This window comes from Microbulbifer rhizosphaerae, from assembly GCF_014191725.1.
GTDB lineage: Bacteria > Pseudomonadota > Gammaproteobacteria > Pseudomonadales > Cellvibrionaceae > Microbulbifer > Microbulbifer rhizosphaerae.
Genome location: NZ_JACHWZ010000014.1, coordinates 23,264 through 45,620, shown reverse-complemented (window position 1 = coordinate 45,620; position 22,357 = coordinate 23,264). Strand labels below are relative to the sequence as shown.

The following is a 22,357-nucleotide window of genomic DNA, read 5'->3' as shown; positions in this document are numbered from 1 at the left end:
CAGGTGATATGTTCCGGCTATCTTTAGAGTTCCGTACGCGTTGTGTGCCGCGCAAAAATCAGCGGTCGATTCTACTTGAATGCAGAGACCGTTAACACTGATTGCGGGTTCCCGGCGCCCGGTTGAGGGAAATAAGCGGCCGCGGCTGGACGGCGGCGCCGGCGCCGTTACAATGCGGCCGGTAACCACTGGAGTAGTATCGGCGCATGAGTGAGCGTCCACTGACAGACGGGACAGACAGGCGGCGCGAGGAGTTGTGCCTGTGGGCCGGCCGCGCGCTGCGGACGGGCGAATCCGTGGCACTGCAGACCCTGGCCGGGGATGCGGGCTTTCGCCGCTATTTTCGCACCCTCAACGCGCCCAGCCTGATCGCGGTGGATTCACCGCCGGCACGCACCAATCCCGGGCGCTTCGTCGCCGTGGCCGACTACCTGCGCCACCACGGCATCCATACCCCAATGGTGGTGGCGGCGGATGTGGAGCGCGGCTATATGCTGCTGGAGGACCTGGGCGACCGGCAGCTTTTGGGCCTGCTGAACGAGGATTCCGTAGAGGGGCTTTACGCGGAGGTACTGAGTGAGCTGCTGTGCCTGCAGCAGATCCCGCCGGAGGGCGACCTTTTCCCGCCCTACAACCGGGAGTTGCTGCTGGCGGAAATGCGCATCCTGCCGGAGTGGCTGGCCGGCAAACTGCTGGGCCACTCCCTCACTGAAGAGGAGAGCCGGCTTCTCGAAGACACCTTCAACTTGCTGCTGGACTCTGCCACCGAGCAGCCCCAGGTGCTGGTGCATCGGGACTATCACAGCCGCAACCTGATGGTGCGCGATGGCGAGCGCCCCGGGGTGGTGGATTTCCAGGACGCGGTCTGGGGCCCGGTCACCTATGACCTGGCCTCTCTGCTGCGCGACTGCTACGTGCGCTGGCCGCGGGAGCGGGTGGAACACTGGGCGCTTTGCTACGCCGACACCGCCGAGTCCGCGGGCATACTGGAACCGGTGCCGCCGCAGACTTTCCTGCGCTGGTTCGACTGGATGGGCCTGCAGCGACATATCAAGGTGCTGGGGCTATTTCCGCGCCTCTACCTGCGCGACGGCAAGCGGGGTTACCTGCCGGACCTGCCGCTGGTGATCCGTTACGCCCTGGAGGTGGCCGGGCGCTATCCGGAATTGAAACCCTTCGCCGACTGGTTTCGCAGCGAACTGCTGCCGCTGGCCGAACGCCAGGACTGGTACCGGGACTACCGCAGCGCCGGTGAGCGGCGCACGCGAGCCGGTGAGGTGGCGGAGCAGAGAGTGCCAGAATGAGCAATACAGACAAAATACCTGCCGCCATGGTGCTGGCTGCCGGTTTCGGCAAGCGCATGCGCCCACTGACCGAGCAGGTCCCCAAGCCACTGCTGCCGGTCGCGGGCCGGCCACTGATCGAATACACCCTGGAGCGGCTGGCGAATGCCGGCGTACGCCGGGTGGTCATCAACCTGAGCCACCTGGGGGAGAAAATCCGCGACCAACTGGGGGAGGGCGCCCGCTGGGGCCTGGATATCCGCTACTCCGTGGAGACAGAGCCCCTGGAAACAGCCGGCGGCATCCTCAAGGCGCTACCGCTGCTGGATGACACCCCCTTCCTGGTGGTCAACGGCGATGTCTGGTGCGATTTCGACTTCTCCCGCTGGCTCGTGCGGCCGCTGCCCGAGGGCTGTCCGGGGCGTCTGCTGATGGTACCCAACCCGCCGCACAACCCGGAGGGGGACTTTGGTATCGAGGGGGGCACCGAAAATGGCCTGCTCTCCGGCACCGCCAAACCCCGCTATACCTTCTCCGGCATCAGTTGGCTACGCCCGCAGATCCTGAGCGAATACCCCCGATTGCGCACCCGCTTCGGCCTGGGGGAAGTGTTCACCCACAACGAAGACAGGCTGCAGGCTGAGCTGTATGAGGGAGACTGGTGCGACGTGGGCACCCCCGAGCGCCTGCGGCGACTGGACGAACGCCTGCAAAGGCTGGACGAGCGCCCAACCGGACACAGTGAATAATCATCGATAACAGGAAGCCATATGCCGGACTACAAGATCGCCCCCTCCATTCTCTCCGCCGACTTCGCCCGCCTGGGTGAGGAAGTGGACGCGGTGTTGGCCGCCGGCGCCGACTGGGTGCATTTCGACGTAATGGACAACCACTATGTGCCCAACCTGACCATAGGGCCCATGGTGTGCAGTGCGCTGCGCAAGCACGGCGTCGAGGCCCCCATCGACGTGCACCTGATGGTGGAGCCGGTGGACGAAATGATTCGCATGTTCGCCGACGCCGGCGCCACCACCATCACCTTTCACCCGGAGGCCTCGCGCCACGTGGACAGGTCCCTGCAGCTGATCCGCAGCCTCGGCTGTAAGGCGGGTCTGGTGTTCAATCCGGCCACCGGCCTGGACGCGGCCAAATACGTGATGGACAAGCTGGACATGATTCTGCTGATGTCGGTCAATCCGGGTTTCGGCGGGCAGAAGTTCATTCCCGCTACCCTGGACAAGCTGCGCGAAGCCCGCACCCTGATCGACGATTCAGGCCTGGATATCCGCCTGGAGATCGATGGAGGCGTGACCTGCGGCAATATCGCTGAAATCGCCGCTGCCGGTGCCGACACCTTTGTCGCCGGTTCGGCCATCTTCAGTGCGAAAGATTACGCGGAAGTCATTTCCGCAATGCGCCGGGAACTGGCGAAGTAACATGAATTCTTCCTCTAAGTGACTCCCTCTTCCACTTCGGTCCTTCAGGCAGATGTCCGCTCGTTGATCGGCGTCTGCAGGACCGCGACCTGATTCCGCTCCACTCTCAATTCCATGCAAATGCCACTTATCCGGCGGCGCTCTCGTGAACAGTGTCGCAGCGGATGCATCGCCGATGTATCTGTTTCCGGCTTTGTTTCCTTCGGGCTGACCCAGGAGCATGAGGATGCTCGAGCCGATTCCTTATAGCCAGCCGGATAGAGCGGCGGGGCGGCCGGTCCTTCGTTGCCCGCCGCGGCAACGATTACTTTGTTCCTTTTCAGGGCGCGCGATGGCAGCGGCCGCGAGGCCCATCCCTGCGCCCACCCGCTTCGCGGGCAGCCTTCGGTTGTGCAAATTTGTTTGTTCCGGACTAATTTGTCGTTGAAGTGCTTCGATGGAGCACGGAGCCCTCTCGCGGACAACCCACAAAGAGCGCCGGCATCGGGACCATTGCATCTAATTCAGTCATTTTCCCGGCGCAAGGGGAGTTGCCCCCTTGCCAATGGATTTGTAAACTTGGCCGCCTGCAACGAGGGAATACCCGTGACTCACAACGCCTGCAACAACTGGGCCCCCCACAACACCAGCTGGCGATGGCGCCACTGATCCGCTGATGAGGCCAGAGCCGGTACCCGATACCGTCCGGCCACTCCGTGGGCAAGTCTCCTTTATCGGGGTATTGTCGCCCACCAACCGAATTCCCTGAAACTCTCAGTTTCAAAACCTAGCCGGAGTCACCATGACCCCAAGTGAATACGCCCAACTTGCGTCCGCGGGATACAACCGCATACCGCTGGTGCGCCGCGTGCTGGCGGATATCGAAACGCCACTCTCCACCTACCTGAAACTGGCCAGCGGCCGCTACAGCTACCTGCTGGAATCGGTGCAAGGGGGCGAGAAGTGGGGCCGCTACTCCATTATCGGGCTGCCCGCGCGCACCCTTCTCCGTGTTCGCGGGAATGCAGTCACCGTGGAGCGTGACGGCGACGTGATGGAGCAGTGCGAATCCGCCGATCCGCTGGCTTTCGTCGAGGAGTTCCAACGCCGCTACCGGGTACCGGAACTCCCGGGCCTGCCGCGCTTCAACGGCGGCCTGGTGGGCTATTTCGGTTACGACTGCGTGCGCTATATCGAATCCCGCCTGGCCCACAGTGCGCCACCGGACACGCTGGGCAACCCGGATATCCTGCTGATGGTCAGCGACGAACTGGTGGTGTTCGACAACCTGGCCGGCGCGGTGATCTTTATCGTACATGGGGACCCAACGAAAGAGGACTCCTATGGCCGCGCCCAGCGGCGTCTGGACGAGCTGGTGGGCAGACTGGCACAGCCGCTGCCGAATACCGTGCCCCTGGACCTGGACGGCAATGCCATCGACGAGTCCGCCTTCAAGTCCCATTTCGGCGAAGCCGCCTTTAAGCGGGGCGTGGAGCGGGTGAAGGAATACATACTCGCCGGTGACGTGATGCAGGTGGTGCCGTCCCAGCGGTTGTCGGTGCCCTTCGACGCTCCGCCTCTCAACCTTTACCGCGCCCTGCGCAGCCTCAATCCCTCCCCCTACATGTACTTCCTCGACCTGGGCGACCATCAGGTGGTGGGCTCCAGCCCGGAGATCCTGGTGCACCTGGAGGAGGGGGATATGACGGTGCGGCCGCTGGCCGGCACCCGCCGCCGAGGTACCAGCGAAGAGGAGGACGCGGCGCTGGAGCGGGAGCTGCTGGCAGACCCCAAGGAACTGGCGGAACACCTGATGCTGATCGATCTGGGCCGCAACGATGTGGGCCGGGTGGTGGAGACCGGCAGTGTGCAGGTTACTGAGAAGATGGTAGTGGAGCGCTATTCCCACGTCATGCACATCACCTCCAATGTGACCGGCAGGCTGAAATCCGGACTCACCGCCATCGACGCCCTGCGCGCGGCGCTGCCCGCGGGTACTCTCTCGGGGGCACCGAAGATCCGCGCGATGGAGATCATTGATGAACTGGAGCCGGAAAAGCGCGGTATCTACGGCGGCGCCGTGGGCTACCTGGCGTGGAACGGCAATATGGATACCGCCATCGCGATCAGAACTGCAGTCATCAAGGATGGTCAGTTGTTTATCCAGGCCGGCGCCGGCCTGGTGGCGGACTCGGACCCGCAGGCCGAGTGGGACGAAACCATGAACAAGGCCCGCGCGCTGTTCCGCGCCGCGGCAATAGCGTTGTCCAGTAGCAGTGACGCAGAGAAGATTGCCAGCAATGAACGAAGTTAGGATTGCGCAGAGCCCGTCTCTGGCTGAACAGTGCGGACGCCTGGTGGCGGCGCCCCTGTTCAATCAATTCATAATCGGCCTGATCCTGCTCAACGGCGTGGCCGTGGGCCTGGAGACTTTTCCATGGGTGACCGAGCGCTTCGGCGGCTTGCTGCACGGCGTCAACCGGCTGATTCTCGCCGCTTTTATCGCCGAGGCGGCGATAAAGATGGCCGCCCACGGCAGCCGCCCCTGGCGCTACTTCGCCAGCGGCTGGAACTGCTTCGATTTCACTGTCGTCGCTCTCAGCCTGATCCCCGCCGCGGGGCCGCTGGCCACACTGGCGCGTCTGGTTCGAGTGCTGCGCGTGTTGCGCTTGGTGTCCGCCTTCCCGGAACTGCGCCTGCTGGTGGATACCCTGCTGAAAAGCCTGCCGAGTATGTTCCACATTGCGCTGCTGATGAGCATTATTTTCTATATCTACGCAGTGGCCGGGTATTTTTTGTTCCATGAGATCGATCCCACCCACTGGCGCAGCCTGCCCATCGCGTTGCTGAGCCTGTTCCGCATCGTCACTTTCGAGGACTGGACCGACATCATGTATACCGCCATGGAGAGCATGCCCTGGGCCTGGGTCTACTTCATCAGCTTCGTGGTGATGGGTGCCTTTGTGATGATCAACCTGTTTATCGGCGTGGTGCTCAACAACCTGGAGGAGGCCAAGCTGCGCCGCCTGGATGAACTGCAGCTGCCCCCCAGCCAGACCGAAATCCTGCGCGAGCTGCGCGCGACGCAAGAGGCGTTGGCGCGCCTGCAAAGGCGTATGGAAAAATCCGAGAGAGGAGCCGCACAATGATTCTGATGATCGACAACTACGACTCCTTCACCTGGAACGTGGTGCAGTACCTGGCCGAATTGGGCGCAGAGGTGGTGGTTGTACGCAACGACGAAATTTCTGTGGCGGATATCGATGACATGGCTCCGGAGAAAATCGTGATCTCCCCCGGTCCCTGTACGCCCAATGAGGCGGGTATCTCCATGGACACCGTTCGCCGCTTTGCCGGGCAGGTCCCGATCCTGGGTATCTGTCTCGGCCACCAGAGCATCGGCCAGGTGTTCGGCGGTCGGGTGGTGCGCGCGGGCCAGGTAATGCACGGCAAGACCTCGCAAATCGTGCACAACAACCTGGGGGTATTCCACGGGCTGTCCAATCCGTTCGAGGCCACCCGCTACCACTCGCTGGTGGTGGAAAAGGGCAGCCTGCCGGAGTGCCTGGAGATCACCGCCTGGACGGAAACCGAAGACGGCGAAATCGATGAGATCATGGGCCTGCGCCACCGGGAACTGGCGGTGGAGGGGGTGCAGTTCCACCCGGAATCCATCCTCACCCAGCACGGTCACGATATGCTGAGGAATTTTCTGGAATCCTGACGGGTGACCGTGGGATACATCGTGGCGGCCCTGATGCCGGGGGCTGTTTGCGGGACACGCTGTGAATACGTCCCTGTACGCTCTCCGCGGCCATCCATGGCCGCAGAAGGTCCCGCAAACAGCCCCCAGCATGAGGGCCTTCGCGTCCCGCTTCCAGTCTTATTCGAGTCTTGGGGAGAAAGATAATGAATATTCAACAGGCCATCGCCAAACTGGTGGACGGCGAACACCTCACCCGCGCGGAAATGCGCGAGGCCATGGGCCAGATCATGCGCGGCGAGGCGGAGGATGCACAGATAGGTGCGCTGTTGGTGGCACTGCGCATCCGCGGCGAAACCGTCGACGAGATCGCCGGCGCCGTGGAGGTGATGCGCGAGCTGGCGAAGAAGGTGGAACTGGATCTGACCAATGCCGTCGATATCGTCGGCACCGGCGGCGACGGCGCCAACCTTTTCAACGTCTCCAGTGCCGCCAGCTTTGTCGCCGCCGCCGCCGGCGCGCGGGTGGCCAAGCACGGCAACCGCTCTGTGTCCTCCAGCAGCGGCGCCGCAGACCTGCTCGAGCGCGCGGGCATTTTTCTCGAACTGACCCCGGAACAGGTGGCCCGTTGCGTCGAGACCATCGGCGTCGGCTTTATGTTTGCCCCCAGCTACCACAGTGCCGTGCGCCATGTGGGCCCGGCGCGCAAGGCGCTGGGCATGCGCACCATCTTCAACCTGCTCGGCCCGCTGACCAACCCGGCGGGCGTCAAGCGCCAGGTGATCGGCGTCTACGACAAGTCCTATTGCCGGATGCTCGCGGAGGTGCTGCAGACCCTGGGGTCCGAACACGTGCTGGTGCTTCACAGCGAGGACGGCCTGGACGAAGCCAGCCTGGCGGCGGATACCTATGGGGTGGAGCTGAAAGACGGCGAACTGCACGAGCGGGTGATTCGCCCGGAAGATTTCGGTATGGTGCGCCGCAGCCTGGAGGGCCTCTGCGTTTCCGGTGCTGGGGAATCCCTGGCGCTGATCGGAGAGGCGCTGGGCAAATGCGAGAGCGAGGTAGCGCAGAAAGCTGCGGATATTATCGCCCTCAACGCCGGCCTGGCGATCTATGTGAGCGGTGTGGCGGACAGCCCGGAACAGGGCGTTGCCATGGCGCAGGACGCTATCCACAGCGGCCTGGCGGGAGAGAAGATTGCGGACCTGGCGGCCTTTACCGGCGCCTTCCGGCCGGAAGAAATACAGCCATGAACGCATATACAGCCATGAGCGCAAAGGAGATACAGCCTTGAGTACGCCCACGATTTTAAAGACCATTGTCGAGCGCAAATGGGCGGAGGTGGCGCAACGCAAACAGCAGTGCCCGCTGGAGGAGATACAGGTTCGGGCGCTTGATCAGCCCCCGGCCCGGGGTTTTGTCACCGCGATCGAGAACAAACTGAAGGCGGGCGAGGCGGCGGTGATCGCGGAGATAAAAAAGGCCTCTCCCAGTAAGGGGGTGATCCGCGCGGATTTTATTCCCGCGGAGATCGCCACCAGCTACGAGAAGGGTGGAGCCGCCTGCCTGTCGGTGCTCACCGATGTGGATTTCTTCCAGGGCTCGGACGCCTACCTGCAGCAGGCGAGGGGGGCGGTACGTCTGCCGGTGCTGCGCAAGGACTTTACCGTGGACCCCTATCAGGTATATGAGGCCCGGGCCATCGGCGCCGACTGCATACTGCTGATCGCCGCTTGCCTGGAAGACGGGCAGATGCGAGATCTCAACGAACTGGCCCGGGAACTGGGGCTGGACGTGCTGGTGGAGGTACACAACCGCGCGGAGCTGGAGCGCGCTCTGGCGCTGCCCAATCGTCTGATCGGCATCAACAACCGCAACCTGCACACCTTCGACGTGCAGTTGGAAACTACCTTCAAACTGCTGGACCTGATTCCGGACGACCGTATCGTGGTGACCGAGAGCGGCATCCACACCACCGACGACGTGGCGGCCATGCGCGGGCACGATGTGAATGTGTTTCTGGTGGGGGAGGCGTTTATGCGCGAGGCGGAGCCGGGGCGTAAGTTGATGGAGATGTTTAACTAGTGGACAGAAGCCAGAGATCAGAGGTCAGAATCGCCAAATTCTGACCTCTGTTTTCTGTCATCTGGTACCGTAGACCACCATCGTCTTGCCCTTCACCGACACCAGCCCCTGCTCCTCCAGGGTTTTCAGTACCCGCCCGACCATCTCCCGCGAGCAGCCCACGATACGGCCGATCTCCTGGCGGGTGATCTTGATCTGCATGCCCTCCGGATGGGTCATGGCATCCGGCTCGTTGCACAGGTCGAGCAGGGTGCGCGCCACGCGTCCGGTCACGTCCAGGAAGGCCAGATCGCCCACCTTGCGGGTGGTGTTGCGCAGGCGCACGGCCATCTGGGTGGCCAGTGCGAAAAGGAATTCCGGATGCTGGCGGCTGAGCTCCTGGAACTTGCTGTAGGAGATTTCCGCCACCTCGCACTCGGTCTTGGTGCGTACCCAGGCGCTGCGGGTGTCCTGATCGAACAGACCCATCTCGCCAAAGAAGTCGCCGTCGTTCAGGTAGGCCACGATCATCTCGCGGCCCTCGTCGTCCTCGATTAGCACGGTCACCGAGCCGCGCATAATAAAGTAAAGTGATTCGCAGCGGTCGCCCGCGTAGATGATTGTGCTCTTGGCGGGGTAGCGTCGCCGGTGGCAGTGGGCAAGGAAGTCTTCGATATTGCCGATAGCGATGTTCTCTTCGGTAGCAACCGTCACGGATCTACTCCTTATTTTTTTCGGATTATGGCGCTAAAAACCTGCTCCTGACAGGGGGCCCGGCCGGGAAACTCCCGCAGTGTGATCTGCGGCACCTTCCCTTTGCCAACTGCCCTTATAGCGGCTGTGCCGGATGCTGGCAACCGGCACCTCTCCCACTATACCGGAAATCATCGACACCGGGAGTGTGACGTGCAAGGGCCTGTCAACGCTATATTCATTGGCTGGCCATTGAAACTGGTGTTGACAGGCCCTAAGCTCTGCGGCCGCGGAAATTTGAAGGAGTACAGCGATGCAGGCCAGAGTGACCTGGGTGGATGACGTGACTTTTGTCGGCGAGGCCGGCAGCGGCAATTCGGTGGTGATGGAGGGCGGGCGCAAGAACAACGGCATACGTCCCATGGAGATGATACTGCTGGGGGTAGGCGGTTGCGCCTCCTACGACGTGGTCTCCATACTGCAGAAAGCCCGCCAGGATATTCAGTCCTGTCATTGCGAACTGGTGGGCGAGCGCCCCGATGCGACCCCGTCGCCCTTTACCCGTATCGAAATGGAGTTCGTGGTGCGCGGCAGGAACCTGAAGGAAACCCAGGTGGCGCGGGCGGTGGAGTTGTCGGCGGACAAATACTGCTCGGCGTCGATTATGCTCAGGAACGCTGGCGTGGAGATAGTGCACAGCTACCGGGTCGAGAATGCGGAATGATGAATGGGCGGCTTTATTCCGCATCCATCATTCCGCATTTTAAACCCTGTAGCTGGCCGAAGTCATCACCTTCGACACCAGCGACATCAGCCCTTTGACCGGTGCCGGGAAGCGGGCACCGCCGGCGGCCAGGGCCGTGTGCCCGTGTTTTTCCTCATCGACTAGCATCTGTTCCACCACCGCGCGGCTCTTTCGGTCCCCCTCCGGCAGGCGGCTCAGGTGACTCTGCAGGTGGTCGCACACCCGTTCCTCGGTGGCGGCGACAAAGCCCAGGCTGACCCGGTCGCTCACCTTGCCGGCGGCGGCGCCGAGCCCGAAGGACAGGCCGTACCAGAGGGGATTCAGCAGGCTGGGCCGGCTGTCCAGCTCGCGGAGCCGCAGTTCGCACCAGGCCAAGTGGTCAATCTCCTCGTCTGCGGCCCGCTCCATCTCGCCGCGCACTTCCGGCAGTCTGGCAGTCAGCGCTTGGCCCTGATACAGCGCCTGGGCGCAGACTTCGCCGCTGTGGTTCACCCGCATCAGCCCGGCGGCATGCTTGCGCTCCGCCTCCGTCAGTTCTGCCTCCTCCTCGGTTCTGGCCGGCGACGTGCGCCCGTGGGCCGGGGCACCGGGGCTCAGGGTGCGCAGGGCGCGGTCCGCCTGTAGCAGCAGGCGATCGAGGCCGGTCAGTTTGCGTTCACTCATTTTTTGCCATTCCAGTGTCGTACTTCGTAGGAGCGGTCCGGCCGGGAGCGGTCCCTGGCCGCGATCGATCTGGCTTCGTAGTTAAAACTGATCGCGGCCAGCGGCCGCTCCTACAGGGAGAAGGGAGATTTACTGCTCGCTGGCCACGGCCTCTTCCCGCGCTATTGCACGATAGCCGATATCCTTGCGGTAGAAGACCCCGTCCCAGTAGATGGCGCGGGCAGCGGCGTAGGCGTTGGCCTGAGCCTCGGCCACGGTATCCCCTAGGGCGGTGGCGCAGAGCACACGGCCACCGCTGGTGACCACCCGCTCGCCGTCCAGGGCGGTGCCGGCGTGGAAGACCTTGGCGTTCTCGCCGTCGGCCCGTTCCAGGCCGCTGATGGCATCGCCCCTGCGGTAGCTGCCGGGATAACCGCCGGCCGCCAGCACCACGCCCAGGGCCGGGCGCGGGTCCCACTCGGCGGTAACTTGATCCAGGCGTTTGTCCAGTGCCGCCTGGCAGAGCTCCACCAGGTCGGATTTGAGGCGCATCATGATGGGCTGCGTCTCAGGGTCGCCGAAGCGGCAGTTGTACTCGATCACCTTGGGGGTGTCGTCCGCGTCGATCATCAGCCCGGCGTAGAGGAAACCGGTGTAGGGCATGTCCTCCTCGGCGAGGCCCCGGACCGTGGGTTCGATAACCTCTTTCATGATGCGCTGGTGCACGGTGTCGGTCACCACCGGCGCGGGGGAGTAGGCGCCCATGCCGCCGGTGTTGGGGCCGGTGTCGCGGTCGCCCACCCGCTTGTGGTCCTGGCTGGTGGCCATGGGCAGTATGTGCTCGCCGTCCACCATCACGATAAAACTGGCTTCCTCACCGGTGAGGAACTCCTCGATCACCACCCGGCAGCCAGCCTCGCCGAAGGCGTTGCCGGAGAGCATCTCGCGCACTGCCAGTTCCGCCTGCTTCTCGGTTTCGGCAACGATCACCCCCTTGCCCGCGGCCAGGCCGTCCGCCTTGACCACGATGGGGGCGCCCTGCTCGCGGATGTACTCGATGGCCGGCTCTATCTCGGTAAAGTTGCGATAGGCGGCGGTTGGGATCTGGTGGCGTTCCAGGAAGTCCTTGGTGAAGGCCTTGGAGCCCTCCAGCTGCGCGGCGTCTTTGCCCGGGCCGAAGATGGCCAGGCCGCGGCCGTTGAAGAAGTCGACGATACCGTCCACCAAAGGTGCCTCGGGGCCGACGATGGTCAGCTCCACGCCCTTGTCCTCGGCGAATTCGGCCAGCGCGGAAAAGTTGTCCACGCCGATGGCGACGTTCTGCAGCTTGGGCTCGCGCGCAGTGCCGGCGTTGCCGGGCGCTACGAAGACGGTGTCGACGGCGGGGTTTTGCGCCGCTTTCCAGGCCAGGGCGTGCTCGCGGCCGCCGGCGCCGATTATCAGTATATTCATCCTTTTGTTCCCCGTGCCTTTCGATTGGTGGGCTAGTTTAGCAGAGAGGTGTTACCGGTAGTCGGGCCCCGAAGGGCGAGCCTGTGGCCCGCAAGCGGAGCTGGAGCTCCGCGGTGACTCGCGCCATCCCTGGCGCTCGGCCTGCAGCCAGCTAAAAGCTGTCCAAACCGGCAATCCTGCCGATTTGTCCCGGGTGTCTAGTGGCGGAAGTGCCGCATCCCGGTAAACACCATCGCCATATCGTGCTCGTCCGCGGCGGCGATCACCTCCTCGTCGCGCATGGAGCCACCGGGCTGGATCACCGCGCGGATGCCCGCGGCGGCGGCGTTGTCGATACCGTCGCGGAAGGGGAAGAAGGCGTCGGAAGCCATCACTGAGCCCTTCACCTCCAGTCCCGCATGCTCCGCTTTAATTGCGGCGATGCGCGCGGAGTTGACCCGGCTCATCTGGCCGGCGCCTACGCCGATGGTGCGGCCGTCCTTACCGTAGACGATGGCGTTGGACTTGACGCACTTGGCGACCTTCCAGGTGAACAGCAGGTCGCGGATCTCCTCTTCGCTGGGCCGGCGTTTGCTGACTATCCTGAGGTCGGACTCGGCGACGAAACCATCGTCGCGGTCCTGCACCAGCAGGCCGCCGTTGACCCGCTTGTAGTCCAGCGCGGGTACCCGCTGCTCTCCAAGTTGGCCGCAGGCGCTCCCCCACTGGCCGCACGCCAGCAGACGCACATTCTTCTTCTCCGCCACCGCGGCCCTGGCCTCTTTGCTGACTGAAGGTGCGATGATCACTTCGACGAACTGACGTTCGACGATGGCTTTCGCGGTGGCACCGTCCAACTCGCGGTTGAAGGCGATAATGCCGCCAAATGCCGATTCACTGTCGGTGGCGTAGGCCAGTTCGTAGGCTTCGCCGATATTGGCAGCGATGGACACGCCGCAGGGGTTGGCGTGCTTGACGATCACGCAGGCCGGCTCGTTGAACGATTTCACGCACTCCAGCGCGGCGTCGGTGTCGGCGATATTGTTGTAGGAGAGCTCCTTGCCCTGCAGCTGTTCGGCGGTGGCGATGCAGGCCTCGACCGGGTCGGTCTCCGCATAGAAGGCGGAGCGCTGGTGCGGGTTTTCGCCGTAGCGCAGGTCCAGTTTTTTGATGAACTGGCTGTTGAAGGTGCGGGGGAAGGTCTGCCTGCCGCTGTCTTCGGTCGCTCCCGTGACGGTACCCAGGTAATTGGCGATAGCGCCGTCGTAACCGGCGGTATGTTCGAAGGCTTTCACCGCCAGGTCGAAGCGGCTGGCCTGGCTCAGGGCGCCGTTGTTGGAGCGCATCTCGGAGATGATGCTGTCGTAGTCGCCGGCATTGACCACGATCGCCACGTCTTTGTGGTTCTTGGCCGCCGCGCGCACCATGGTGGGGCCGCCGATATCGATATTCTCGATGGCATCCGCGAGGGTGCAGTCGGGTTTCGCGACCGTCTGTGCGAAGGGATAGAGGTTGACCACCACCATATCGATAGGCCGGATGTCGTGCTCGTCCATGACCGCATCGTCGGTGCCGCGACGGCCGAGGATGCCGCCGTGGACTTTGGGGTGCAGGGTTTTGACCCGGCCGTCCATCATCTCGGGAAAACCGGTGTAATCGGAGACCTCGGTGACCGGGATACCGGCTTCCTGCAGTTGGCGGAAGGTGCCGCCGGTGGAGAGGATTTCCACGCCCATATCGGCCAGTTGGCGGGCAAAGTCGACGATTCCGGTCTTGTCCGACACGCTGACCAGCGCGCGGCGAATGGATTTTTGATCGCTCATTGGAGTTCCGTTCGGATTTGGAGTTGGGTGGTATTTGGCTAGGTTCGGGGCCCGCGGCGGATGCGCCCCTAAAATGAAAGGCCGCGCTCCGCGCGGCCTCTGTCGTCTGTTCTCTGTTTTTTGTTTCCCGAACTAGAGCAACCCGTAGCGCTTCAGTTTCTTGCGCAGGGTGCCGCGGTTCAGGCCCAGCAGTTGGGCGGCGCGGGTCTGGTTGTGGCGGGTGTACTTCATCACCACTTCCAGCATCGGCGCCTCTATCTCGGACAGCACCATGTCGTAGACGTCGGTGACCATCTGCCCGTCCAGGTGGCGAAAATAGTTCTCCATCGCCTGCTCCACAGCGTCGCGCAGAGACTGTTGCTGCGGCTCCGCCAGCTGTGTCTGCCCCCCGCTGGATACCTCATCGCTGCCGGTATCCGGAATAAGTGCTTCGTTATTCATGCCGCTTGTGCCCCTCTCGTTATTCGGCGTTCAAACCAGGTTTGAACGCTGGCATGTTGTGCTTCTGCGCTTTCCAGTTGGAAAAAGGTCTTGCGGAAGGACTCGCTCCCCGCGAGTGTCTTCAGGTACCAGCCCACATGCTTGCGAGCGATACGGACCCCCATCACTTCACCGTAGAAACGGTGCAATTCGCCCAGGTGGGCGAGCAAAATATCCCTGACTTCTTCCAGTGAGGGCTCGGGCAGCCGCTCGCCGGTGGCGAGGTAGTGGGCTATCTCCCGAAATATCCATGGCCGTCCCTGTGCTGCACGGCCAATCATGACTGCAGCGGCACCGGTGTAGTCGAGCACCTCGCGGGCCCGCTCCGCACCGGTGATGTCGCCATTGGCGAAAACCGGAATTCCAACCTTGGATACAATCTCGGCAATGGTATCGAATTCGGCCTGACCGTGGTAGCCGCAGGCGCGGGTGCGCCCGTGTACCGCCAGGGCCGAGATGCCGATATCCTCGGCCATTCTGGCCACGGTGACGCCGTTGCGCGAATCGGTGCACCAGCCGGTGCGGATCTTCAGGGTCACTGGTACTGAGACGGACCGGACCACGGCTTCCAGAATGTCCGCCACCAGTTTTTCATCCCGCAGCAGGGCCGATCCCGCCGCTTTTTTGCACACCTTCTTGGCCGGGCAGCCCATATTGATGTCGATGATCTGGGCGCCGCGCCGCACGTTCTGCCGCGCTGCCTCAGCCATCATCTGCGGGTCGCCGCCGGCGATCTGCACCGACACTTGTGCCGCTTCGCCGCGATGGTCCAGGCGCAAGCGGGATTTGCGGCTGTTCCACAGGCGCGTATCCGCCGTGACCATCTCCGACACCACCAGCCCGGCCCCCAGGCGCCGGCACAGCTGCCGGAAGGGGCGGTCGGTCACCCCGGCCATGGGTGCCAGGATTACCGGCGCGCCGATAACGTAGGGGCCTATGGCGATATCGCTGGGCAAACCTTGCTCCACTCGGGTGTCAAAGGGAGCCTTCAGCCCCTAATTAAGGAACCCCAGCCCTATATCGGACCTTCCGCTCCAATAAACGGGACCTTCGGCCCCGGAACAAAGAGCCGCCTATGATAGCCGCTGCCCAGGTGTTGGAAAAGCGAAAAAGCGCGCAAATTGGTCGCAAACTACACGTTTAGCTTGAGGTTTGCGCAGTTTTTGCTGTTTTAGACGCCGTTTTTTGGTCAGTGAAGAAGCTCAGGGGGCGATGTGCAACTCGTAGTTCACCGCCTCGCTGCCCGGGTCGACGATCTCGATGGCGATATGTACCGGGCTTCCCGGCGGCATCTGTTTGCGCCCGGCCAGTTCTCCCTGCAGGTATTCCCGGGGAGTGAAGCGGCGGCTGGCCACCGGCCTGTTCTTGAGGTCGGTGAAGGAGAGCAGCAGGCCGGGGAAGGGCTGCGCGAAGGACGCCGTGTTGAGCAGTACCGCGTCCACCACCAGTGCGCCCTGGGTTTGGGAGTGGCTGCGCACCACCAAGTTGGAGGTGCGGATTGCGCGCGGGTCCACCAGCGCCGGCAACTGGCAACCGAGGAGAGGGCAGGCTGCGGCGTAGAGGCCGCGCCAGGGCTCCTGCCTGCTCAGGCTGTCGAAACGAAAATAGGCCAGTTGGGCGGCGAGGGCGGCACACAGCAACAGGGCCAGCAGCGTCCAGACCCAATTGGGAAGGCGGCGGTCGCGAGCCGGCCTCCAACTGACTTCGAGGGGCGCTGGTTCAATGCCGGAGATCAGCCGCTCGCGCTCGGGAGTCACGGAGAAGTCCGGGATTTCGCTGCTGCGAGCGGTTTTCGCGTGCTGCCCGGTCCGCTGTGGGCGCCGGAAAGGCTCGTCTGTGGGGAGGTCTTCATCCCAGCGGGCGGAGAATGTGGGTTCGCGCCTCTGCGGTCGCTCGGGAGATTCGTCGGCCCAGGGATCGTCGGTCAGGCCAGCTGTCGGGTCGCTGTGATCGTCTTCATCTTCATCTTCATCGACGTCGGGCTCCGCGCCGGATTCCAGTTCCTGCCACTGGCTGTCGCCGAAGGCCTCGTCGATCAAGGGGCTGTCCCGCTTTTCCTCCCGTTTCGCTTCGGGCTCCGGCCCGGTCGCGGGTACGGTGGGCGGCTCCACCTCGTCATCCAGGTCGATATCGTCGTGAATCAGGAAGTCGTCGTCTTCCAGCAGTGCCTCCAGGTCCCGGCCCGTGCCGGGGTCACTCTCGGTGAAGACGATATTCTCGTCGGCGCGGAAAACCTGCAGGCAGGAACCACAGCGCACAGCGCCGCGGGCGGCGCGCAGCTGCTGTTCGTTGACATGGAAAGAGGTGCTGCAGTGGGGGCAGCGGGTAACCAGTTGCGACATTCGGTTTCGGCAGTTTTTGTTCGGCCGCCAAGTTTAGGCGGCCATCGATACCTTGGGCAAGGGCGGGCTTCCAGGGGTGAGTGGGTGCTAGCGAACACGGGTGCCGCTGAGACGCACCCATTCCTCCCGCTGCCCATCTTCGTCGAAGTCCACCCACTGGCGATAGGCGGCTTTCACCGCTTCCGCCTGGGTGGCGAGCACGCCGGACAGACACAGGCGACCGCCGGTCCTGGTCAGTTCCACCAGTTGTGGCGCCAGCTCCACCAGGGGGCCGGCGAGAATGTTGGCCAGCAGGATATCCGCCGGTTCCCGCGGCAGCTGGTCCGGCAGGTAGACCGGGAAGCGCCCCGGATCTATGCCGTTGCGCTCGGCGTTGTCGCGGCTGGCGAGCAGCGCCTGGGGATCGATGTCGGTGCCCATGGCGCGCTCCGCTCCCAGCAGCAGCGCGGCGATGCCGAGGATGCCGGAACCGCAGCCGAAATCGATTGCAGCCCTCCCCGCCAGCGGCTCCGCGGCCAGCCACTGCAGGCACAGGAAGGTGGTGGGGTGGGTGCCGGTGCCGAAAGCGAGGCCCGGGTCCAGCAGCAGGTTGACCGCCTCCGTCTGTGGCGGTTCGCACCAGCTGGGGCAGATCCACAGGTTGTCGGCGCATTGGATGGGCTTGTAGTGGCTCATCCACTCCCGCTCCCAGTCCTTGTCTTCCAACTGCTCCCAGCGGGCATTGGGCAGTGGTTCGCAGAGGAAGGAGGCGGCTTTGGCCTCGGTGACCGCGGTGTCCACGGCGGCGTCGAACAGGCCAGTGATGCGAGTGTTGTCCCACAGCGGAGTCTCCCCCAGACCGGGCTCAAGAATCGGCTGGTCGGCGTTGTCCTGCAGGGTGACGGAGGCAGCGCCGGCAAACAGCAGCGCGTCCTCGATTTTTTCCGCCTGTTCGCGGCTGGTGTCTATGCGGAGTTGTAGCCAGGGCATTGGGGTGTCAGGTACCAGTAATCAATGAACAAATTGTAGGAGCGGCCCATGGCCGCGACAGGATGAGGAAGAATACATAAGCCAAATGCGAAGGTCCTGCTGTCGGGGGCAGTTTGCGGGAGTGTCTGCGAGAGGGACCTCGCGGACAAGCCTCCAGGGATGGATTAAGGGGGGCGCCCAGCCCGTGTCCCGCAAACTGCCCCGGCAGTAGGACCGCCGTGGACTCTGCTTACGAAGCTTCAGCTCCGCTTCTGGGCGGGCCTGCGGCCCGCAAGCGGAGCTGGAGCTCCGCGTTCCCAGGCTAAAGCCCCAGCTTCTTCTCGAGGTAGTGAATATTCACCCCGCCCTCGGCAAAAGCGCTGTCGCGCACCAGGTCTTCCTGCAGCGGGATATTGGTCTTGATGCCGTCGACGATCAGTTCGGAGAGGGCCACGCGCATGCGCGCCAGCGCCGTCTCGCGGTCTTCGCCATGGGTGATGACTTTGGCGATCATCGAATCGTAGTTGGCGGGCACGGTGTAGCCGGAGTAGAGGTGCGAGTCCACCCGCACGCCCAGGCCGCCGGGGGCGTGGAAGTTGCTCACCTTGCCGGGGCAGGGGAAGAAGGTCTTAGGGTCCTCGGCGTTGATCCGGCACTCGAAGGCGTGGCCGCGGATCTGGATATCCTCCTGCCGCAACGACAGCTTCTCGCCTGCGCACACGCGGATCTGCTCTTTGATCAGGTCCACGCCGGTGACCATCTCGGTCACCGGGTGCTCCACCTGGATGCGGGTGTTCATCTCGATAAAGAAGAAGCGCTCGTTCTCGTAGAGGAATTCGAAGGTGCCGGCGCCGCGGTAACCGATGTCGATACAGGCCTGCACACAGGCCTGCTGCACCTGCGCGCGCACTTCGTCGGGAATGCCCGGCGCGGGGGCCTCCTCCAGCACTTTCTGGTGTCGCCGCTGCAGCGAGCAATCGCGATCGCCCAGGTGTATGGCGTTGCCCTGGCCGTCGGACATCACCTGGATTTCCACATGGCGTGGGTTCTGCAGGAATTTCTCCATGTATACGGTACTGTCGCCGAAGGCCGCTCCGGCCTCCGATCTGGTTACCGAGATGGCGTTCAGCAGTGCCGCTTCAGTGTGCACCACCCGCATGCCGCGCCCGCCGCCGCCGGCGGCGGCCTTGATGATCACCGGGTAGCCGATGTTGCGGGCTATCTCCAGGCAGCGCTCGCCGTTGGCGGGGAGCGGGCCGTCGGAGCCAGGCACCGTGGGTACGCCGGCCTTTTTCATCGCGGCGATGGCGGAGACCTTGTCGCCCATCAGGCGGATCACGTCCGGGTCCGGGCCGATAAAGGTGAAGCCGCTCTTCTGCACCTGTTCGGCGAAGTTGGCGTTCTCTGCCAGGAAGCCGTAGCCCGGGTGCACTGCCACCGCGTCGGTGATCTCCATCGCGGAGACTATCGCGGGGATGTTTAGGTAGCTCTGCGGCGAGGGGTTGGGGCCGATGCACACCGCCTCGTCCGCCAGACGCACATGCTTCAGGTCGCGGTCCACCTGGGAGTGCACCGCCACGGTGGAGATGCCCATCTCCTTGCAGGCGCGCAGTATGCGCAGCGCGATTTCGCCTCGGTTGGCGATCAGTACTTTGTCAAACATGCTGTTTCACCCCGCTCAGACGATGGTCACGAGCGGCTGGTCGAACTCCACCGGCTGGCCGTCCTCCACCAGAACGGCCTCGATGGTACCGGCCTTGTCTGCCTCTATCTGATTCATCATTTTCATCGCCTCGACGATACAGATCACGTCGCCGACCTTGACCTGCTGACCCTCCTTGACGAACGGCTCGGCGCCGGGACTGGAGGCGGCGTAGAAGGTGCCCACCATGGGGGATTTGACCTGGTGGCCGCTCAGTGCGGGCACGCTTTCCGGTTCCGCCGCCGCGGGTGCCGGTGCGGGAGCAGCCGCGGGGGGTGGCGCTACCGGCGCGAACGCTGCCGGGGCCGCCAGGTGGGCGGAGCCGCGGCTGATGCGCACGGATTCCTCGCCTTCCTTGATCTCCAGCTCGCCGATATCCGATTCCTCGAGCAGCTCAATCAGTTTTTTTATCTTGCGGATATCCATAGTTTCTCTCGCAGTTCTGGTTGAATACCGTTAGTTATTGGGGTTGTTCAATGTGTTGTATGGCCGCCTGGATTGCCAGGGTGTAGCTGAGCGCGCCGAAGCCGCACACCACCCCCCGGGCCAGGTCGGAAAAATAGGAGTGGCGGCGGAATTCCTCACGCGCGTGGGGGTTGGACAGATGCACCTCGACAAAGGGGATGCCCACCGCCGCCAGTGCGTCGCGCAGTGCCACGCTGGTGTGGGTGAAGGCGGCGGGATTGATCACGATAAAGTCCACTTTCCCGGCGGCTGCCTGGATTCGCCCGATCAGTTCCGCTTCACTGTTGCTCTGCAGGGTTTCCAACTGGTGGCCGGCGGCGGCGCACTGGGCGAGGGCATCACTGTCGATCTGTGCCAGGGTGGTGGCACCGTAGATCTGCGGCTCGCGGGTGCCGAGCAGGTTAAGGTTGGGGCCGTGCAACAGAAGGAGATTTGCCATAGGTTGCCCTGCAGAAAAAGCGCGAAAGGTGACAAAAATCAAACGAAAATTGGCTATCTTGCCGATAAACTCGGATTTCCAGTGAGAAATCCCGAGTGCCGCGGCGAGTGTGCCGCAAAAGTGACCCTCTGTCCATGCCTGGCGCACAGTTTATTGAAGTTAGCCGCAGTTCGGCGAAGTTTCCTTGAAAATCCCCGCAAAACCGCTGGAGGGGTGGCCCGATTGCCCGGGAAGTTGGCTACAAAGGCTGTTTTGGGAAGCGTTCGGGCGGCAGGGGGACGCATCGCGTTTATCTCGACACGGTTTCCTGTTTTCCGTTACCTGCTGCTCCCGCGGCCGCACGGAGTTCCGCCAGCAGCCCATCGCGGGTGAGTACCTGGGGCAGTATCTTGGCCTCGCCACCACCGGCGGGGTAGAGGAGGTAGAGGGGCACGCTGGTGCGCCCGTAGCGGGCCAGCAGCTCGCTGATCTGCGGGTCCTGGTTGGTCCAGTCGCCCTTGAGCGCGACCACGCCCAGTTCCTGCACCGCACCGGAGATGGTATCGCTGGCCAGCACCATCTTGTCGTTGGCCAGGCAGGTGATGCACCAGGCCGCGGTCATATTGGCGAGCACCGGGCGGCCCTCGGCGCGGGCGCTCTCCAGCCGCTCCGGGGAGTAGGCCTGCCAGTAGCCGGCGGTCTTGGGAGTCCCGCCGCCGTCGGGTAGCCGCGGCAGCAGCAGGACTGCGGCAGCCAGTGCGGTTATCGCCACCGCGCCCCTGCCCCAGTGCCAGTCCGGGCGCGGCCACAGCCACAGGGCGAAGGCGATGCCCACACCCCCCGCCAGTACCAGGGCCACGCCGTCGCTGCCGGTCTGCCGGCCCAGTACCCAGAGCAGCCACACCGCGGTGAGATACATGGGGAAGGCCAGCAGCTGTTTCAGTTTGTCCATCCAGGGGCCGGGGCGCGGCAGCCGGTCCGTCAGCGCCGGGATATAGGTGAGCAGCAGGAAGGGCGCCGCCATCCCCGCGCCCAGGGCGGCGAACACCGACAGCGCCACCGCGGCGGGCTGGGTTACCGCGAAACCGAGCGCCGAGCCCATCAGCGGAGCGGTGCAGGGGCTCGCCACCACCGTGGCCAGCACACCGCTGGCGAAGGAGCCACCCAGGCCCTTGGCGGTGCCTAGGCTGCTGCCCAGCCCCATCAGCCGCCCGCCCAATTCCGCCACCCCGGACAGACCGAGGCCCATGGCGAAAAACAGGTATGCCAGTGCCGCGATCAGCGCCGGGGACTGCAACTGGAAGCCCCAGCCCACCGCCTGGCCGCCGGCCCGCAGGGCCAGCATCAATGCCGCGATCAGCACGAAGCTCAATACCACCCCGGCGCTGTAGGACCAGCCGTGCCGCTGCCGCCCACCGGGCAGTTGGGCGATCGCCAGCAGTTTGATGGAGAGCACCGGAAAGACGCAGGGCATCAGGTTCAGCAGCAGGCCGCCGGCAAACGCCAACAGCAACGCTATCGGGAGGGCCAGGCTGGAACTGCTCCCGGTTGTCGGGGGCGGGCTGGCACCGCCCCCGATCCCCGGGGCGGATACCGGTTCGGCGGTGCCGGTGGCGGGGTCGAGGGAGAAATGGCGCACCTGGGGTGGATAGCAGAGACCGGCGTCGGCACAGCCCTGGTAGTGCACTTCCAACTGTAGCGGGTTGTCTGTCCGCGGTAGCGCCAGCGGCACTTCCAACTGTATCCGGTAGACTTCGGTTTCCTTCTCGAAGTAATCGTCCCAGATAACTTCGCCCTCCGGCAGGGTCAGCGGCAGGGGCGTCTTTTGATTGCCGTCGATCCGGTACAGGGCCAGTTTGTCGCGGTAAAGATAGTAGCCGGGGGCTATTTGGAAGATGGCGCTGGTTCCCTGCCCCGAAAACAGGAAGTCCTGTTGGTAGGCCTCGTCCACCGGCAGGAACTCGGCGTCCTGCGAGGCCCCCGGCGACTGGCCGGAGAAAGGGGGCTGCGGTTGCGCGGTCGCGCCGCTGCCGAGAAAAAAAATCAGTACAGCCAGTGCGCCGAGGAAATTTTTGTGGAAACTGCCGGTCTTCACAGCCATGGGAATAAAAATTCATTATAGTCGGGTGCGTACAGGTTCGACTGCCCGGGCCCGGCTGGGGTTCATTCTGGCCCGCTGAAGGCCGCCGTGCCGGCAGTA

At 63.7% G+C, this 22,357-nt stretch carries 21 protein-coding genes; 9 read left to right on the top strand and 12 right to left on the bottom strand.

The features are described from left to right. Positions 1 to 206 precede the first annotated feature (206 nt). The 8 genes from FHS09_RS14810 (at position 207) to trpC (ending at position 8,489) form a co-directional block, all read left to right on the top strand. Positions 207 to 1,304, top strand: coding sequence for an aminoglycoside phosphotransferase family protein (locus FHS09_RS14810; RefSeq protein ID WP_183461270.1), 1,098 nt, complete (start codon positions 207 to 209; stop codon positions 1,302 to 1,304). Beyond that, on the top strand, positions 1,301 to 2,032 hold the full coding sequence (gene murU, locus FHS09_RS14805) for an N-acetylmuramate alpha-1-phosphate uridylyltransferase MurU (protein ID WP_246395056.1): 732 nt from the start codon (positions 1,301 to 1,303) through the stop codon (positions 2,030 to 2,032). Before FHS09_RS14810 ends, murU begins: the two co-directional genes overlap by 4 nt. 21 nt (positions 2,033 to 2,053) lie before the next feature. After that, positions 2,054 to 2,719: a ribulose-phosphate 3-epimerase gene (rpe, locus tag FHS09_RS14800; RefSeq protein WP_183461268.1), complete on the top strand. Its 666-nt coding sequence runs from the start codon at positions 2,054 to 2,056 to the stop codon at positions 2,717 to 2,719. A gap of 781 nt (positions 2,720 to 3,500) precedes the next feature. Beyond that, positions 3,501 to 5,012: an anthranilate synthase component I gene (trpE, locus tag FHS09_RS14795; RefSeq protein ID WP_183461266.1), complete on the top strand. Its 1,512-nt coding sequence runs from the start codon at positions 3,501 to 3,503 to the stop codon at positions 5,010 to 5,012. Then, positions 4,999 to 5,847: an ion transporter gene (locus FHS09_RS14790; RefSeq protein WP_183461264.1), complete on the top strand. Its 849-nt coding sequence runs from the start codon at positions 4,999 to 5,001 to the stop codon at positions 5,845 to 5,847. Before trpE ends, FHS09_RS14790 begins: the two co-directional genes overlap by 14 nt. Beyond that, positions 5,844 to 6,422, top strand: a complete 579-nt coding sequence (locus FHS09_RS14785; protein WP_183461262.1) for an anthranilate synthase component II — start codon at positions 5,844 to 5,846, stop codon at positions 6,420 to 6,422. Before FHS09_RS14790 ends, FHS09_RS14785 begins: the two co-directional genes overlap by 4 nt. A 185-nt stretch (positions 6,423 to 6,607) precedes the next feature. Next, positions 6,608 to 7,657, top strand: coding sequence for an anthranilate phosphoribosyltransferase (gene trpD / locus FHS09_RS14780; protein ID WP_183461260.1), 1,050 nt, complete (start codon positions 6,608 to 6,610; stop codon positions 7,655 to 7,657). A 37-nt stretch (positions 7,658 to 7,694) separates the two neighbouring features. After that, the gene (gene trpC, locus FHS09_RS14775) at positions 7,695 to 8,489 is read left to right on the top strand and encodes an indole-3-glycerol phosphate synthase TrpC (protein WP_183461258.1); all 795 of its coding nucleotides are present in this window, start codon (positions 7,695 to 7,697) and stop codon (positions 8,487 to 8,489) included. Positions 8,490 to 8,546: 57 nt separating this feature from the next. Here the strand turns inward: trpC and crp are convergent, their stop codons facing one another. Beyond that, positions 8,547 to 9,182: a cAMP-activated global transcriptional regulator CRP gene (gene crp / locus FHS09_RS14770; RefSeq protein WP_183461255.1), complete on the bottom strand. Its 636-nt coding sequence runs from the start codon at positions 9,180 to 9,182 to the stop codon at positions 8,547 to 8,549. Between the two features lie 292 nt (positions 9,183 to 9,474). On the opposite strand from crp, the gene FHS09_RS14765 reads away from it, so the two are divergent. After that, positions 9,475 to 9,885, top strand: coding sequence for an OsmC family protein (locus tag FHS09_RS14765; protein ID WP_183461253.1), 411 nt, complete (start codon positions 9,475 to 9,477; stop codon positions 9,883 to 9,885). A 39-nt stretch (positions 9,886 to 9,924) separates the two neighbouring features. Here FHS09_RS14765 and coq7 read toward each other — a convergent pair whose 3' ends face one another. The 11 genes from coq7 to FHS09_RS14710 all read right to left on the bottom strand — a co-directional run bounded on the left by coq7 (position 9,925) and on the right by FHS09_RS14710 (position 22,258). After that, positions 9,925 to 10,569, bottom strand: a complete 645-nt coding sequence (gene coq7, locus FHS09_RS14760; protein WP_183461251.1) for a 2-polyprenyl-3-methyl-6-methoxy-1,4-benzoquinone monooxygenase — start codon at positions 10,567 to 10,569, stop codon at positions 9,925 to 9,927. 129 nt (positions 10,570 to 10,698) lie between these two features. After that, on the bottom strand, positions 10,699 to 12,000 hold the full coding sequence (purD, locus tag FHS09_RS14755; protein WP_183461249.1) for a phosphoribosylamine--glycine ligase: 1,302 nt from the start codon (positions 11,998 to 12,000) through the stop codon (positions 10,699 to 10,701). 197 nt (positions 12,001 to 12,197) lie between these two features. Further along, complete coding sequence (gene purH, locus FHS09_RS14750; protein ID WP_183461247.1) at positions 12,198 to 13,802, bottom strand: bifunctional phosphoribosylaminoimidazolecarboxamide formyltransferase/IMP cyclohydrolase; 1,605 nt, start codon at positions 13,800 to 13,802, stop codon at positions 12,198 to 12,200. A 132-nt stretch (positions 13,803 to 13,934) separates the two neighbouring features. Then, complete coding sequence (gene fis, locus FHS09_RS14745; RefSeq protein ID WP_183461245.1) at positions 13,935 to 14,243, bottom strand: DNA-binding transcriptional regulator Fis; 309 nt, start codon at positions 14,241 to 14,243, stop codon at positions 13,935 to 13,937. Beyond that, positions 14,240 to 15,238 (bottom strand): tRNA dihydrouridine synthase DusB, encoded by a 999-nt coding sequence (gene dusB / locus FHS09_RS14740; protein WP_281383155.1) that lies wholly within the window; start codon positions 15,236 to 15,238, stop codon positions 14,240 to 14,242. The genes fis and dusB overlap by 4 nt, the downstream gene beginning before the upstream one ends. Before the next feature lie 246 nt (positions 15,239 to 15,484). Then, a complete protein-coding gene (locus tag FHS09_RS14735) occupies positions 15,485 to 16,624 on the bottom strand; it encodes a DUF3426 domain-containing protein (RefSeq protein ID WP_183461241.1) in 1,140 nt (379 codons plus the stop codon). An 87-nt stretch (positions 16,625 to 16,711) separates the two neighbouring features. Beyond that, positions 16,712 to 17,593 carry a 50S ribosomal protein L11 methyltransferase gene (gene prmA, locus FHS09_RS14730; protein ID WP_183461240.1) on the bottom strand — a complete coding sequence of 294 codons (882 nt, stop codon included), beginning with the start codon at positions 17,591 to 17,593 and terminating at the stop codon, positions 16,712 to 16,714. Positions 17,594 to 17,894: 301 nt separating this feature from the next. After that, on the bottom strand, positions 17,895 to 19,235 hold the full coding sequence (gene accC, locus FHS09_RS14725; protein WP_183461238.1) for an acetyl-CoA carboxylase biotin carboxylase subunit: 1,341 nt from the start codon (positions 19,233 to 19,235) through the stop codon (positions 17,895 to 17,897). Positions 19,236 to 19,250: 15 nt separating this feature from the next. Next, positions 19,251 to 19,700, bottom strand: coding sequence for an acetyl-CoA carboxylase biotin carboxyl carrier protein (gene accB / locus FHS09_RS14720; RefSeq protein ID WP_183461236.1), 450 nt, complete (start codon positions 19,698 to 19,700; stop codon positions 19,251 to 19,253). Positions 19,701 to 19,734: 34 nt separating this feature from the next. After that, a complete protein-coding gene (gene aroQ / locus FHS09_RS14715; protein ID WP_183461234.1) occupies positions 19,735 to 20,178 on the bottom strand; it encodes a type II 3-dehydroquinate dehydratase in 444 nt (147 codons plus the stop codon). Positions 20,179 to 20,467: 289 nt separating this feature from the next. After that, on the bottom strand, positions 20,468 to 22,258 hold the full coding sequence (locus FHS09_RS14710) for a protein-disulfide reductase DsbD family protein (RefSeq protein WP_183461233.1): 1,791 nt from the start codon (positions 22,256 to 22,258) through the stop codon (positions 20,468 to 20,470). Positions 22,259 to 22,357 lie beyond the last annotated feature (99 nt).

Coding starts and splice junctions, on each gene's coding strand:
- trpE (WP_183461266.1), top strand. CDS start 3,501: ATGACCCCAAGTGAATACGCCCAACTTGCGTCCGCGGGATACAACCGC.
- purH (WP_183461247.1), bottom strand. CDS start 13,802: ATGAGCGATCAAAAATCCATTCGCCGCGCGCTGGTCAGCGTGTCGGAC.
- rpe (WP_183461268.1), top strand. CDS start 2,054: ATGCCGGACTACAAGATCGCCCCCTCCATTCTCTCCGCCGACTTCGCC.
- FHS09_RS14790 (WP_183461264.1), top strand. CDS start 4,999: ATGAACGAAGTTAGGATTGCGCAGAGCCCGTCTCTGGCTGAACAGTGC.
- murU (WP_246395056.1), top strand. CDS start 1,301: ATGAGCAATACAGACAAAATACCTGCCGCCATGGTGCTGGCTGCCGGT.
- accB (WP_183461236.1), bottom strand. CDS start 19,700: ATGGATATCCGCAAGATAAAAAAACTGATTGAGCTGCTCGAGGAATCG.
- coq7 (WP_183461251.1), bottom strand. CDS start 10,569: ATGAGTGAACGCAAACTGACCGGCCTCGATCGCCTGCTGCTACAGGCG.
- FHS09_RS14710 (WP_183461233.1), bottom strand. CDS start 22,258: ATGGCTGTGAAGACCGGCAGTTTCCACAAAAATTTCCTCGGCGCACTG.
- FHS09_RS14785 (WP_183461262.1), top strand. CDS start 5,844: ATGATTCTGATGATCGACAACTACGACTCCTTCACCTGGAACGTGGTG.
- prmA (WP_183461240.1), bottom strand. CDS start 17,593: ATGCCCTGGCTACAACTCCGCATAGACACCAGCCGCGAACAGGCGGAA.
- purD (WP_183461249.1), bottom strand. CDS start 12,000: ATGAATATACTGATAATCGGCGCCGGCGGCCGCGAGCACGCCCTGGCC.
- fis (WP_183461245.1), bottom strand. CDS start 14,243: ATGAATAACGAAGCACTTATTCCGGATACCGGCAGCGATGAGGTATCC.
- FHS09_RS14735 (WP_183461241.1), bottom strand. CDS start 16,624: ATGTCGCAACTGGTTACCCGCTGCCCCCACTGCAGCACCTCTTTCCAT.
- FHS09_RS14810 (WP_183461270.1), top strand. CDS start 207: ATGAGTGAGCGTCCACTGACAGACGGGACAGACAGGCGGCGCGAGGAG.
- trpD (WP_183461260.1), top strand. CDS start 6,608: ATGAATATTCAACAGGCCATCGCCAAACTGGTGGACGGCGAACACCTC.
- accC (WP_183461238.1), bottom strand. CDS start 19,235: ATGTTTGACAAAGTACTGATCGCCAACCGAGGCGAAATCGCGCTGCGC.
- aroQ (WP_183461234.1), bottom strand. CDS start 20,178: ATGGCAAATCTCCTTCTGTTGCACGGCCCCAACCTTAACCTGCTCGGC.
- FHS09_RS14765 (WP_183461253.1), top strand. CDS start 9,475: ATGCAGGCCAGAGTGACCTGGGTGGATGACGTGACTTTTGTCGGCGAG.